Source organism: Pseudomonas sp. MF6751 (assembly GCF_016613265.1).
Lineage (GTDB): Bacteria > Pseudomonadota > Gammaproteobacteria > Pseudomonadales > Pseudomonadaceae > Aquipseudomonas > Aquipseudomonas fluorescens_BV.
In genome coordinates this window covers 26,627-40,575 of the sequence record NZ_JAENSV010000021.1, presented here as the reverse complement: position 1 = coordinate 40,575, position 13,949 = coordinate 26,627, and the positions used below count along the sequence as shown (strand labels likewise).

The 13,949-nt window shown below is 60.2% G+C and carries 14 protein-coding genes; 13 read left to right on the top strand and 1 reads right to left on the bottom strand.

All coding sequences use genetic code 11. From position 1 onward, the window contains the following. From JJD66_RS17695 to JJD66_RS17645, 11 genes are all read left to right on the top strand, one after another. Positions 1-363 carry a DUF4398 domain-containing protein gene (locus tag JJD66_RS17695; protein WP_003193475.1) on the top strand — a complete coding sequence of 121 codons (363 nt, stop codon included), beginning with the start codon at positions 1-3 and terminating at the stop codon, positions 361-363. Continuing rightward, a complete protein-coding gene (locus JJD66_RS17690; RefSeq protein WP_200648668.1) occupies positions 360-1,172 on the top strand; it encodes an OmpA family protein in 813 nt (270 codons plus the stop codon). The genes JJD66_RS17695 and JJD66_RS17690 overlap by 4 nt, the downstream gene beginning before the upstream one ends. Positions 1,173-1,437: 265 nt before the next feature. Further along, positions 1,438-2,877: an aminotransferase-like domain-containing protein gene (locus tag JJD66_RS17685; protein WP_003193472.1), complete on the top strand. Its 1,440-nt coding sequence runs from the start codon at positions 1,438-1,440 to the stop codon at positions 2,875-2,877. 93 nt (positions 2,878-2,970) lie between these two features. Further along, positions 2,971-3,462, top strand: coding sequence for a hypothetical protein (locus JJD66_RS17680; protein WP_034126752.1), 492 nt, complete (start codon positions 2,971-2,973; stop codon positions 3,460-3,462). A 161-nt stretch (positions 3,463-3,623) separates the two neighbouring features. Beyond that, positions 3,624-3,878 (top strand): YkgJ family cysteine cluster protein, encoded by a 255-nt coding sequence (locus JJD66_RS17675; RefSeq protein ID WP_034126753.1) that lies wholly within the window; start codon positions 3,624-3,626, stop codon positions 3,876-3,878. Between the two features lie 41 nt (positions 3,879-3,919). Beyond that, the gene (locus JJD66_RS17670) at positions 3,920-4,525 is read left to right on the top strand and encodes an START domain-containing protein (RefSeq protein ID WP_034126754.1); all 606 of its coding nucleotides are present in this window, start codon (positions 3,920-3,922) and stop codon (positions 4,523-4,525) included. Positions 4,526-4,628: 103 nt separating this feature from the next. Continuing rightward, positions 4,629-4,865, top strand: coding sequence for a hypothetical protein (locus JJD66_RS17665; RefSeq protein WP_116667114.1), 237 nt, complete (start codon positions 4,629-4,631; stop codon positions 4,863-4,865). 213 nt (positions 4,866-5,078) lie between these two features. Then, complete coding sequence (locus JJD66_RS17660; RefSeq protein ID WP_003193463.1) at positions 5,079-5,420, top strand: ribonuclease E inhibitor RraB; 342 nt, start codon at positions 5,079-5,081, stop codon at positions 5,418-5,420. Between the two features lie 445 nt (positions 5,421-5,865). Beyond that, a complete protein-coding gene (locus tag JJD66_RS17655) occupies positions 5,866-7,275 on the top strand; it encodes a circularly permuted type 2 ATP-grasp protein (RefSeq protein WP_034127039.1) in 1,410 nt (469 codons plus the stop codon). A gap of 4 nt (positions 7,276-7,279) precedes the next feature. Next, positions 7,280-8,230, top strand: a complete 951-nt coding sequence (locus tag JJD66_RS17650) for an alpha-E domain-containing protein (protein ID WP_034126756.1) — start codon at positions 7,280-7,282, stop codon at positions 8,228-8,230. Beyond that, the gene (locus JJD66_RS17645) at positions 8,227-9,009 is read left to right on the top strand and encodes a transglutaminase family protein (protein WP_200648667.1); all 783 of its coding nucleotides are present in this window, start codon (positions 8,227-8,229) and stop codon (positions 9,007-9,009) included. The genes JJD66_RS17650 and JJD66_RS17645 overlap by 4 nt, the downstream gene beginning before the upstream one ends. Positions 9,010-9,047: 38 nt before the next feature. Here the strand turns inward: JJD66_RS17645 and JJD66_RS17640 are convergent, their stop codons facing one another. Next, positions 9,048-9,848 (bottom strand): c-type cytochrome, encoded by an 801-nt coding sequence (locus tag JJD66_RS17640; RefSeq protein ID WP_200648666.1) that lies wholly within the window; start codon positions 9,846-9,848, stop codon positions 9,048-9,050. A gap of 647 nt (positions 9,849-10,495) precedes the next feature. Here JJD66_RS17640 and JJD66_RS17635 point away from each other — a divergent pair. Both JJD66_RS17635 and JJD66_RS17630 read left to right on the top strand, forming a co-directional pair. Further along, positions 10,496-11,701 (top strand): acetyl-CoA C-acetyltransferase, encoded by a 1,206-nt coding sequence (locus JJD66_RS17635; RefSeq protein WP_200648665.1) that lies wholly within the window; start codon positions 10,496-10,498, stop codon positions 11,699-11,701. A gap of 16 nt (positions 11,702-11,717) precedes the next feature. After that, positions 11,718-13,865, top strand: coding sequence for a 3-hydroxyacyl-CoA dehydrogenase NAD-binding domain-containing protein (locus JJD66_RS17630; RefSeq protein WP_200648664.1), 2,148 nt, complete (start codon positions 11,718-11,720; stop codon positions 13,863-13,865). The last annotated feature ends 84 nt before the right edge of the window (positions 13,866-13,949 follow it).

Below are 13,949 nucleotides of genomic sequence, written 5' to 3'. Positions count from 1 at the left end.
GTGATTTTTCGAGCTCTTTTCGCGGCCCTTGCCGTTGTCGCGCTGGCGGGATGCGCAACCGATCCTGCGCCGATCGAACAAATGCGCCTGACCCAGCAAGCCTTGGAACAAGCCACCGCGGTCGGGGCCAACACCGATGAATCCCCCGAACTGAAGCTGGCCGAAGAAAAATTCGCCCGGGCCAAGGGCAACATGGCCGACCAATCCTACAAGCGAGCGCGTATGCGCGCCGAGCAGGCTGAGCTGGACGCACGCCTGGCCGAAGCCAAAGTGCTGACCGGCAAGAGCCAGGAACAATTGAACGTGCTCAATACCCGTATCACTCGCCTGCGTAAGCAGCTGCAGTTGGGAGAAGCACAATGAGCCCGATGATCCGTAGTCTGAGCTGTGTACTGCTGCTGGGCAGCGTGGCCTTGGGCGGCTGTGCGAACCAACCCACGAGTGAGCAGGCGTTGCAGCAGGCCGGCGATGACTTCCAAAAGGTCAAGGAAGACGCCAACGTGCTGCGCTTCGCGCCCAAGGACGTGATCCGCGCCGGAGAGTCCCTGGCCCGCGCCGATCGCCTGTCCAGCTACTGGGGCAGTGGGTCCGATGTGGTGCATTACGCCTACCTGAGCCAGCGGTATAGCGCCATCGCTCGAGAGCACACCCAGCAAGGCCTGAATGCCGAGCGCGGTACCCAACTGGAATTGGAACGTCAGCGCCTGCAACTGGCCTTGCGCGAAAACAAGCTGGCCAGCGTGCAACAGCAGGGCAAGTGGGTTGAAGCGCAAATCGCCAGCCTCACCACCCAGACCGACCGTGGCCTGGTGATGACCCTGGGCGACGTACTGTTCGACACCGGCGAAGCGGAGCTGCAGAACTCGGCCAACCGCACGGTGCTCAAGATCGTGCAATTCCTGCAACTGAACCCCAAGCGTCGGGTGCGCATCGAGGGCTACACCGACAACACTGGTGGCGAGCAGGAAAACCTGAAACTGTCCCGCGACCGGGCTCAATCGGTGGCCGACCTGTTGATGGACCTGGGTATCGATGACAAACGCATTGAGGTCGAGGGGTATGGCGACCAATACCCGGTGGAAGCCAATGCCTCCGAGCGTGGTCGTGCACAGAATCGTCGGGTGGAAATTGTGTTCTCTGACGAGAAGGGCCAATTGGGCGCAGCGCGCTAATAGCTGACGCAGATCCAAATTGTGGGAGCGGGCTTGCTCGCGAATGCGGTGGCTCAGTACTGGATGTGCTGACTGACACACCGCCTTCGCGAGCAAGCCCGCTCCCACATTTCGTTTCGGCGATGCCCACCCCAGCTCCCCCGGCAGTTTTTACTGTCACTCCCGCCCACGCTCGACTATTGTGGCAACTGTCCCCGTACACTTCTAAACTGTGCCGGTATGTTTCACACAAAAATAAAATGCCCGTGAAATCGAGTGCTGCGTCATGACCAATCTGTTGCTTTACCAACGTATTGCCCAGCAACTGGCTGAGGACATCCGCCGCGGTGTCTACCAACCGGGGGAGCGCGTGCCGTCGGTGCGCAAGATGAGTTCCCAGCTCAATGTAAGCCATGCCACGGTGCTGCAGGCCTATGCCAACCTGGAAGACCAGGGGCTGATCCGGGCGCGGCCGCAGTCGGGCTACTACGTGCACCAGACGCCAGCACTCACGGCGCCTACGCCTGATATCGCACGGGTCGAGCGCCCAGGGTTGGTCACCCGTAGCAGTATCATCCAGCAGGTGCTGGTCGAGTCGCGCCGTGAAGGGGTGTTTCCCTTGGGCGCGGCGGTGCCGAGTGTCGACTACCTGCCAGTGCGGGCACTGCATCAGCAGTTGGCCAAGGTCACGCGTTTCCAGAGCCCACGGGCCTTCAGCTACATGTTCAGCCCTGGCTTTGAACCCCTGCGGCGCCAGGTGGCGATCCGCATGCGCGATGCCGGGGTGGTAGTGGACCCTTCCGAAGTGGTGATCACCCACGGCTGTGTCGACGCCTTGCAAATGTCGCTGCGCGTGCTGACGCGCCCTGGCGACCTGATCGCGGCTGAGTCGCCGACCTATTACGGCTTGCTGCAATTGGCTGACCTGCTGGGCCTCAAGGTGATCGAGATCCCCAGTGACCCTGCCACGGGCATGAGCCTGGAAGCCCTGCAACTGGCCGCCAACCAATGGTCGATCAAGGCGCTGGTGCTGACCACGCGCTTGAGTAACCCGCTGGGCGGCACCATGCCAGAGGAGCGGCAGAAACAGTTGCTGCGCCTGGCGTCGGACTTCGATATCCAGATCGTCGAAGATGATATTTACGGCGAGTTGATGTTCGAACTCGGCCGCACCAAAGCCCTCAAGGCCTACGACCGCCTCGACCGGGTGATCTATTGCTCAAGTTTTTCCAAGACCTTGTCGCCGGGCGTACGCATTGGCTGGATGATTGCCGGTAAATACCAGCAGGAAATCCAGCGCCTGCAGATGTTCAGCACGCATTCGGCATGCAGCGTCACCCAGATGGGCGTCGCGGCCTATCTGGAAAACGGTGGCTACGACCGTCATTTGCGCTACATCCGCCAGGAATACCGCAAGAACCTCAGCGCCTTCCAATTGGCGGTGCAGCAGTATTTCCCCGAGGGCACCCAGATGACCCGCCCGACCGGCGGCTTTATCCTGTGGGTCAGTTTGCCGGGGCGGGTCAATACTCAGGAACTGCATGTGCGTGCCCTGCAACAAGGCATCAGCATTGCGCCAGGGCTGATTTTCAGTAATACCGAACAGTTCAACCACTGTATTCGCCTCAATTGCGGCACGCCGTGGAACCGCGAGGCGGAGAGGGCGTTGATGACCCTGGGAATGCTTGCCAGCCAGCTGTGCCAAGAGGCCGCAGCGGGTTTTTGAGGCGAGCAAAGGGGACAAGACTGATCTGTGCCCTTGTCATGCCGCGCACAACAAGCGAGCATATGGCCTTCTGCCGTTAATGCTGTTGGCGATATGACTTCTATTTTTCGCGTTACGTTGATGCTTGGTCTGCTGAGCCTGTGCAATGCCGGTAGCGTGCTGGCTGCAGCACCGGTGGCTGAAGGCAAGCCTGTTGTCGGTGCCGAGCAAAAGACCTCAGCCAAGCAGCCAACGCCTGCGAAAAAATCCCCTGCCGCGCAAAAGAAAGCCGCTTCGACCAAAAAGCGTGCACCCGTGGCGAGCAAGTCCAAGTCGGCCCATGAGGTCGCCCAGACCAAACTGCCACCGGCACAGTTGGACCTGTCCCTGCCTTCGGACATGGTCAGGCACTTGCAACCCATCGGCACCATGCCCAAGCCCAAGAGCGTGCCTCTGTTGCCGCCGATGTTTGGCGAAAAGCCAACCGACAATAGTGCATTCCAGATCAACGGCCGCTTGCTCAGCAATGAGATGAAGCTGCAACTGCGTAACGAAGAGCGCCGTGATGTTGAAGGCGCTGCGCTGGATTTCGAATTCAAGCAATAAACTTCGGGCTACAGGTGACCCAGGTTGCCGACCATCTGTCGCAGACTGGTTGGTCATTTTTGTTTTGTGCGAAAAACTCCTGTTGGCCCATTTTAAAACGGCTGTTTAAGGGCGTACTCTAGCCCGGCCATCCCTATTGAGTCGTCGAGGACCTGCTGGTCATGAAATGCCGTGAAGGCTGTGGCGCCTGCTGCATTGCCCCCTCCATCAGTTCGCCATTACCGGGAATGCCTCAGGGCAAACCCGCTGGCGTTCGCTGCGTACACCTGTCGGTGGAACAACTGTGCCAGTTGTTCGGTCAACCGCAGCGGCCAGCCGTGTGCAGTGATTTCAAGGCCGATATTGAGGTGTGCGGCAACGACCAGGCCGATGCCATCCGCCTGATCGGCTGGTGGGAGCAGATGACGGCGGCTTGATGGGCTTTACTATCGGAACTTCAACAATAAGGAATACAACGATGGGTTCGCTGAAACGAGTGGCTGTGCTGTGCGGTTTTACGCTGTTGTTTGCGGCCACTGCCCAGGCTGAGGATTGGCAAGTCGCCAAGGACGAAGACGGTATCAAGGTGTCGTTGAGCGAGATTGCCGGTTCCAAGTACAAGGCCTATCGCGGCGTGACCGTGATCAAAGCGCCTTTGGCCAAGGTCCAGGCGCTGCAGGAAGATGTGGTCGGTGCTTGCGCATGGATCCATGAATGCAAATCCCAGAAGCTCGTCGACAAGAAAGGCGACGAAGCCTGGACCTACACCCAGTTCAAGGCCCCGTTCCCTGTGACGGACCGCGACTCGTACATCCACGTCACCACCACCAAAGCCGCTGACGGCACCGTCACGCGCAAGCTGGAAGGCGTGCCGACCTACAAGCCTGAAGCAAAAGGCTACGTGCGGGTCGCCCAGGTGGAGGGTTTCTGGAAACTGGTGCCAAAGGGCGATAACCAGACCGAAGTCACCTACCAGGTACACACCGAGCCAGGTGGCAGCGTGCCGTCGTGGCTGGCCAACAAGTTTGTGGTGGACGCGCCGTTCAACACCTTGAAAGCCTTGAAAGAACACGCTGAAAAATAAGTGCAGTTGATCCGGTGCCTCCGGCCTTGAGTGGAACGTTTGGCGAGCCCTCACGGTCCAGATAGAAGTAAGCCCACCTATGGGTTTTATCGAGGAGGCACCGATGCAAACGTGGCAAATTACCTTCGTTGATGATCACGGTGAAACGTCCGTGCAGCAGTTCACCTGCGAGCAAAAGCCCAGCCTCGAAGACGCTGCGCATATGATTCGTGCGAAGCTGGTGCCGATTGCTGCCGAACTCGATCTCAATGACCTGGAAGGCCGTAAACCCGAGCCGACGGTCAAGATTCTCAAAGACCAGAACAGTATCCAGATTCTCGATATTTCTCCCTCCGTCTAAACATTTTTCACTCGCCACACGAGCACCTCTGGTGGCGGTGATAGCTTCACGCTACTCTGCAATCGAGATCAGCGAATGAATCGCTAAGGTCTGGTCTTGTCAGCTACATGCTTGTTTTCCTGCGGTGTTGTTATGCCGTGGTGCCCGCGTCAGCAGGGCGCGGGGCTTCAGGAAGCACGGAAAGTCTATCCATCGGTGTGAGGAGGACGTTTCATGAGCACAGCCTATCAAGAAGACATCAGCACCAACGTACTGCGCCGCATGAAAGAAGGCGGCTTTGATTTCTCGCGTTTTCACCCCATCGAGTTCTACGCCATTTTCCCGGATGAGGAACGGGCGCGCAGGGCTGCGGGTCGATTTCGTGGGGAGTCCCTCAACGCCCAGGTCAGCGCGCGCGACGATGGCGCCTGGTACCTGGAACTGAGCAAAATCATGTTCGCAACCTACGACGGCATAGGAGACTTCGAGCAAGACTTTGAAGCGGTGGTCGAGCCCCTGGGAGGGATCATCGAAGGATGGGGCGTCAAGCAGGAGGTGCGTGGGTTACCCATGTAGTTGGTATTTATGAGCAGCACAGCGTATCGGCTGACCTTTGGGTCGGCCGATTTTGTTTGGGCTACCGTCGCAACGGAAACTGCCGTTTCAGGCGCAAAAAAAAGCCACCCGAATAGGGTGGCGGAAAGGGAAGACCGAGGAGTCATCAGTACACGAGTCGTTACGTTACTGAATATGCAAAGGGTTTAGCTGTAGGACACGTCCTGTTCAACCGATGTGGGCGATTATCCGCATGTGCAGGCGGGCAGTGAAATCAACTCTGACTATGCTGTTGATAGCCAAACGCCGCATTGCAACGGAGCGTACGGTGTGGCCCCGGCAATTGCGCGCACCAGGACGGTGCGGCAAATCCCTTCGGATTATGCAACTGTTTGATTATCAAGTGTTTATGCCGCTGGCACGGGCCTTGCGAAGGTTCTTGCGTCCGGGTGACAAGGAGTACGGCATGATCCGCACTTATTACGATGAAATGTACGATGGGGCAGGGCAGGTTCGCCCCCATTATCGCGAGTTCGCCCGTTGGTTGGCCGACACCCCTGCCGAACTGCTGGCCCAGCGCCGGCGTGAAGCCGATTTGCTGTTCCACCGCGCCGGCATCACCTTCACCCTCTACGGGGACGAACAAGGCACCGAGCGCCTGATCCCCTTCGATACCATCCCCCGCAGCATTCCGGCGAGTGAATGGCGGGTTGTCGAACGCGGTTGCATCCAGCGGGTCAAGGCGCTGAACCTGTTTCTCACCGACCTGTACCACGACCAACGCATCATCAAGGCCGGCATCATCCCCGCCGAGCAGGTATTGGCCAACGAGCAATACCAACTGGCAATGCAGGGCCTGGATTTGCACCGCGATATCTATTCGCACATCTCCGGGGTGGACCTCGTACGCGATGGCGACGGCACGTACTACGTGCTCGAAGACAACCTGCGTACGCCCAGCGGTGTCAGCTACATGCTCGAAGACCGCAAGATGATGATGCGTCTGTTCCCCGAGTTGTTCGCGGCCCAGCGCATCGCGCCCATCGACCATTACCCCAACCTGCTGCTCGACACCCTCAAAAGCGCCAGCCCCCTGGATAACCCCAGTGTGGTGGTACTGACGCCCGGGCGTTTCAACAGCGCGTTCTTCGAACATGCCTTCCTGGCTCGGGAAATGGGTGTGGAGTTGGTGGAAGGCGCGGATTTGTTCGTGCGCGATGACCGTGTGTTCATGCGCACCACCGATGGACCCAAGGCTGTCGATGTGATCTACCGTCGCCTCGATGATGCATTTCTAGATCCCTTGGCATTCAACCCCGACTCGATGCTTGGTGTACCCGGCCTGCTCGCCGCCTACCGTTGCGGCAATGTGGTGCTGGCCAACGCCATTGGCACCGGAGTCGCGGACGACAAATCGGTTTACCCGTTCGTCACCGAGATGATCCGCTTCTACCTCGATGAAGAGCCGATCCTGCAGAACGTTCCGACTTTTCAATGCCGTAAGCCTGACGAGTTGTCCCACGTGCTGGCCAACCTGCCCGACCTGGTGGTCAAGGAAACCCAGGGCTCCGGTGGTTACGGCATGCTGGTTGGCCCGGCGTCTACAACCGCAGAAATCGAAGCGTTCCGGGCGCGTATCAAGGCCAAGCCACACGCCTATATCGCGCAGCCGACCCTGTGCTTGTCCACCTGCCCGACCTTTGTCGAAAACGGCATCGCCCCGCGCCATATCGACCTGCGCCCCTTCGTGTTGTCCGGCAAGGACACCCGCGTGGTGCCGGGTGGCCTGACGCGTGTGGCGCTGCGCGAAGGCTCGCTGGTGGTCAACTCGTCCCAGGGCGGCGGAACCAAAGACACCTGGGTGGTCGAGGACTGATGCCATGTTGAGTAGAACTGCCTCGGATTTGTACTGGATGTCGCGCTACCTGGAGCGTGCCGAAAACCTCGCGCGCATGCTCGATGTCAGCTATTCGCTATCGCTGATGCCCCAGGACGGGCGCGGCGATGGCCTGCATGAATTAGCCATGCCGCTGTTGATCACCGGCACTCTGGACGATTACCACGAGCGCCATGGCCCACTGCACGCTGAACGCTTGCTGCATTTTTTTGCCCTGGACGCGGCCAACCCGGCGAGCATCTACAGCTGTCTGGGCGCGGCGCGGGCCAGCGCCCATGCGGTACGTGGGCGGATCACCGCCGACATGTGGGAAAACATCAACGCCACCTGGCTGGACATTCGCGATATCGCCCAGCAGGGGCTCAGCCATTACGGCATGAGCCGGTTTTGTGAGTGGGTCAAGGAGCGTTCCCATCTGTTTCGGGGCGCCACGTACGGCACCATCATGCGCAACGATGCCTTCCGCTTTATCCGCCTGGGCACCTTTATCGAGCGCGCCGATAACACCTTGCGCCTGCTGGATGCCCGCTATGAAATGGCCGGCGAACAGGCGGCTGCGGTCAGCGATGGTACGGCTCACGCGTATTACCAATGGAGTGCGTTGCTGCGCGCCCTGTCGTCGTTCGAGGCGTACACCGAGATTTATCGCGATGCGCCAGGCGCTCGGCAAGTGGCCGAGCTGCTGCTGTTACGCGCGGATGTGCCGCGTTCGCTGCGTGCTTGCAGCGAAGAGATCGACCAGATCCTCGCGAGCCTGCCAGGCCTCAATGGTCGCCCGGCCCAGCGCCTGGCCGCCGAGATGGATGCGCGCCTGCGCTTTACCGCCATCGACGAAATCCTCGAGGAAGGCCTGCATGCCTGGCTGACCGACTTTATCCCCTTGGTCCGCCAGTTGGGCGACGCCATCTACAGTTCCTACCTGGAGGCGGCATGAGACTCTCCATCAGCCACGACACCACCTACCACTACGAAGACCAGGTGCGCGCCAGCATCCAGTACCTGCGCCTGACCCCCCATGACAGCGAGCGCCAGCACGTGCTGAGCTGGCAACTCGACCTGCCGCGCCCGGTGCGGGCGCAGGTGGACCCGTTCGGCAACATCCTGCATGTGCTCACCCTGGACGAGCCCCATGACGCCATCATCATTGGCGCCCGGGGCGTGGTGGAGATCGATGAATTACGCGAGGCCGAACACGAAAGCCAGTCTGCCTTTCCGTTCCTGCGCTCCACGCGCCTCACCGAGCCCGACGACGCCCTGCGCGGGTTTGCCGAGCAAAACTGCCATCAGCGTCGCGACCGCACGGCGCTTATCGACTTGATGCAGGCGCTCAACCACACCATGGTCTACACCCCCGGCGCGACCGACGTCGATACCTGCGCCGCCCAAGCGTTCGCAGGGGGCGCTGGGGTGTGCCAGGACCATACCCATGCGTTCCTGGCCTGCGCACGCAGCCTGGGGATCCCGGCGCGGTATGTGTCGGGGTATTTGTACACCGAAGACAGCGCGCACCTGGCCAGCCATGCCTGGGCCGAAGCCTGGCTGGATGACGCCTGGTACAGCTTTGACGTGACCAACCAACTGGCGCGGCCGGAGCGGCACTTGAAGCTGGCCATCGGCCTGGACTACCTCGACGCCTGCCCGGTACGCGGCATGCGCCGTGGCGGTGGGCATGAGCAGATGCATGCCAAGGTATTTGTGGCGCCGCAGCAATGATCGATAACTGATAACTGTAGGAGCGAGCAAGCTCGCTCCTACAATTTGCGGCCCGCCATATGCCGCAGATACCCCACCAGCAAATCCAACTCATTGTCTGGCAATACACTGGCTGTAAACGCCGGCATCTTCGCCTGTGGCCAATGCCTCAGGCTTTGCGGGTCGCGGATGTAACGCTTGAGAAAATCGCCGCTGAAATACTCGGTGGGGTTGTAGGGCACATTCAGGTCCGGCCCCATCTGGGCATCACCGCCGCCATTGAGGCGATGGCACGCCAGGCAGTTCTTCTGGAACAACGCGAAGCCTTGGTTGATCGGGTCGTTCGCCGCCAGCTTCGGGTCGGGCAATAACGCCGGGAAACGCTCGCCAACCGTCTGCAACTGTTTGAACCTGGAGACCTGGAACGGCCACTGTTCCGGGCTGATATGCCCAGCTTGAGGGTTGGTCCAGACCAGATAGAACGGTCCGGCGCTGGGCTTGCCCTGTGCCAGCGGTGGCCATGGATGGGCCGGGTCTTCCACGGCCAGCCAGGCGCGGGCGCCGTTTTTTTCCAGCAACGGCGCGGCGGCAAGTTCGGCGGCAAAACCATCAAGGGCAACGGCTTGCAGGTGGTTCGCAGATTTAAGGCCCGGCAAGAGCACCGCGAGAGGCACCGCACGATAGGTCATGTTGCGCTTGTAGGACACATCATCAACGATTTGCACCGTCTGAGCGTCGGGATGCTTGAGCAGCTCGGCGGTCTCCCAGGTTTTGTGGGTGTGGTCCAACTCGATGGTCAACTGTGCCGCCGCCGCAGGCAGGCTCAGCAGCAGGGCAAAAAGGGCGAGGATCGGTTTCAAGGCACAGGCCCGTTGCGAGAGAGTGAGGGCGCACACGATAACGGAAAACGGCAGGTAAAAAGACAGCCCCTGCAACAGGAGCGCTAAGCGCAATGTCCTGGCAGGTGCTGCCAAAAGCTGCAGGCCTGGTGCGGTGTGTGCACGGAAGCTGGGAGTGTCACCCAATAACCTTGGTTAAATTGGGCAAGATCAGAATCAAGGTGGTGGCGAACAGGATAAGTCCCGCCTGACGTACTTTCGATTGTTTGAACATGGCTGACTGCCTTTTCTTTTGTTGTTATTCCTGAGCGTCAAATGCGTGCCGTTGAAGTCAGTATCGCGAGGTGACGTTGCACTTTTCTTACAGCTGCTCCAGCAAAACCCGGCAGCAGCGTCTTACAGATTCAACCTTAGAGCGCCCGTTCTTTCTGGCTTAGACTCATTTCATATCAGCTAAGAAGTATTTGCGCTAAAAACGGCATGAGGCTTATTGCCATCTTGGCGCCAGCCCTAGGGCTAGACAGCTAAAACGATTAATCAGGCATTTCCCGTAGGTACCTACCGTTCGTCCGAGCGAGGGGGTCAAAAGCAATGAGCGCATCCGTCATTGAAACCGTGTCAATCGGGCCTAAGGTAGGGGCACACACCCATAGCGGTTCGAGGATGTCATGACCCAAGCTTTGATCTTTGATGCGATACGCACGCCCCGGGGAAAAGGCAAGGCCGACGGTGCCCTGCACAGCGTCAAGCCGGTAAACCTGGTGGCCGGCTTGCTCACGGCGCTGGCGCAGCGCAGCGACCTCGACACCCGCCAAGTGGATGATATCGTCCTAGGCTGCGTCACCCCCGTGGGCGACCAGGGCGCCGATATCGCCAAGACCGCCGCGCTGGTGGCCGACTGGGATGTCAGTGTTGCCGGTGTGCAGGTCAATCGTTTCTGCGCTTCAGGCCTGGAAGCGGTGAACCTGGGGGCGATGAAGGTGCGCTCCGGCTTCGACGACCTGGTGGTTGTCGGCGGCGTCGAATCCATGTCCCGCGTGCCCATGGGCAGCGATGGCGGCGCCTGGGTGCTCGACCCGCAAACCAATATGCACAGCCACTTCACGCCCCAAGGCATTGGTGCCGACCTGATCGCCACCCTGGAAGGCTTCACGCGCCAGGATGTTGACACCTTTGCCCTACAGTCCCAGCAGAAAGCCGCCAGGGCGCGGGCAGACGGTTCCTTCAATAAGTCGCTAATCGCGGTGCACGACCAGAACGGCATCGTGCTGCTGGATCATGACGAATTTATCCGCGGCGACTCAACCCTCGAGGGCTTGGGCAAGCTCAAGCCGAGCTTCGAAATGATGGGGCAGATGGGCTTCGACGCCACCGCGTTGCGGGTCTATAGCCACGTGGAGCGCATCCACCATGTGCACACGCCGGGCAACAGTTCCGGCATTGTGGATGGCGCCGCGCTGATGCTGATCGGTTCCGAGGCCAAAGGCCGTGAACTGGGCCTGCAACCGCGGGCGCGTATTGTCGCCACGGCGGTGACCAGTACCGACCCGACCATCATGCTCACCGGCCCCGCGCCGGCCACTCGCAAAGCACTGGCCAAAGCCGGCCTGCGGGTTGAAGACATCGACCTGTTCGAAGTCAACGAAGCCTTTGCTTCGGTCGTGCTCAAGTTCATCAAGGACATGGGCATCGACGCCGCACGGGTCAATGTCAACGGCGGCTCCATCGCCATGGGCCACCCCTTGGGCGCCACCGGCTGCGCGATTCTCGGCACCTTGCTCGACGAGCTCGAGGTGCGCCAGCAACGCTACGGCCTGGCCACCTTGTGTGTCGGCGGTGGCATGGGGATCGCCACCATTATCGAACGCCTCTGAGCCTAAGGAATTTGTCATGACCGATGCCATTCGTTACGAAAAAGGCCAGGACCAGATCGTGGTACTGACCCTGGACATGCCCGGCCAGAGCGCCAACACCATGAACGCCGCCTACCGCGAAGCCATGGCGGCTACCCTCGCGCGCCTGGAAGCGGAAAAGGACGAGATCGCCGGAGTGGTGATCACCTCGGCCAAGAAAACCTTTTTTGCCGGGGGCGACCTCAATGAGCTGATCAAGGTCGATAAAGCCCAGGCCAAGGCGTTCTACGACAGTGTCTTGGTATTGAAAGCGCAATTGCGCCGCCTGGAAACCCTCGGCAAACCGGTGGTCGCCGCGATCAATGGCGCGGCCCTGGGCGGTGGTTGGGAAATTTGCCTGGCCTGCCATCACCGGGTCGCGCTGGACGACAAGTCCGTGCAACTGGGTTTGCCGGAAGTCACCCTCGGCCTGTTGCCCGGGGGCGGCGGCGTGGTGCGTATGGTGCGCATGCTTGGCCTGGAAAAAGCCTTGCCGTATTTGCTCGAAGGCAAAAAGGTGCGGCCCGCCCAGGCCCTGCAAGCGGGTTTGATTGATGAGTTGGCGGCGGATCGCGAGGCATTGCTGGCCCAAGCCCGTGCCTGGATTCTGGCTAATCCGCAGGCCAGGCAACCCTGGGACACCAAGGGCTACGCGATTCCCGGCGGCACGCCGTCCCACCCTAAAGTCGCGCAGATGCTCGCCATTGCGCCGTCGATTTTGCGTAGCAAGACCCAGGGCTGCTTCCCCGCGCCGGAGAAAATCCTCTGTGCTGCAGTCGAGGGCGCCCAGGTGGACTTCGACACCGCACACCTGATCGAAACCCGTTACTTCACCGAACTGGTGACCGGGCAAGTAGCGAAGAACATGATCGGCACCTTCTGGTTCCAGCTCAATCAAATCAATGCCGGCAGCTCGCGACCGCAGGGTTTTGCGCCTTATGTAACGCGCAAAGTCGGCGTGCTTGGCGCCGGGATGATGGGCGCGGGCATCGCCTATGTCAGTGCCTGTGCGGGTATCGAGGTGGTGCTCAAAGACATCACCCTGGCCGCCGCCGAAAAAGGCAAAGCCCATTCGGCCGCATTGCTGGACAAGAAACTCAGCCGTGGGCAATTGACCGCCGAACAGCGCGAAACCACCCTGGCGCGCATTCATCCTACGCTGGATGACGCCGACCTGGCCGGCTGCGACCTGATCATCGAGGCCGTATTCGAAGACCGCGCACTCAAGGCCAAGGTTTCAGCCGCGGCGCAAAGGGTGGTGGGGACCGACGCGGTGATCGCCTCCAACACCTCCACCTTGCCCATCAGCGGCCTGGCCGCGGCGGTGCCCGATCAAGCCAAGTTTATCGGCCTGCACTTCTTCAGCCCCGTGGACAAGATGCCCTTGGTGGAAATCATCAAGGGGGCGCGCACCAGCGACGAAACCCTGGCCCGAGGTTTTGACTTCGTACTGCAAATCAAGAAAACCCCGATTGTGGTCAACGACAGTCGCGGTTTCTTTACCTCGCGGGTATTCGGCACCTTTACCAACGAAGGCATCGCCATGCTCGGCGAAGGCGTGGCTGCGCCGATGATCGAGACCGAAGCGCGCAAGGCCGGCATGCCAGTGGGGCCGTTGGCGGTGTCCGATGAAGTGTCCCTCAGCCTGATGAGCCATATCCGACAGCAAACGGCCAAGGACCTGCAGGCCGAAGGCAAGGCTATGCCGAACCATCCGGCGACGGCGGTGATCGATCTGTTGGTGAACGAATACAAGCGCACGGGCAAGGCGGCCGGCGGTGGTTTTTACGACTATCCCGCTGGCGGCCAGAAGCACCTGTGGCCTGAGCTGAAAAACCGGTTCGAACAGCCCGGCAAGCAAATCTCCCCCCAGGATGTGCGTGACCGCTTGCTGTTTATCCAAGCCATCGAAACCGTGCGCTGTGTGGAGGAGGGCGTGTTGATGTCCACGGCGGATGCCAACGTTGGTTCAATCTTCGGCATCGGTTTTGCCGCTTGGAGTGGCGGCGCGTTGCAGTTTATCAACCAGTACGGGCTGAACGACTTCATCGCCCGCGCCCGCTACCTCGCCGAGGAGTACGGGGAGCGCTTCTCGCCGCCGGCGTTGTTGCTGGAAAAGGCCGCGCAGGGTGAAGTGTTCCGGTAATCAAAATGTAGGAGGGGAGCTTGCTTTGAAGGTGTATTTCAAGGCAGGCTCTGGGGTGTGCAATATTCCCATCGCCGTGTCAGG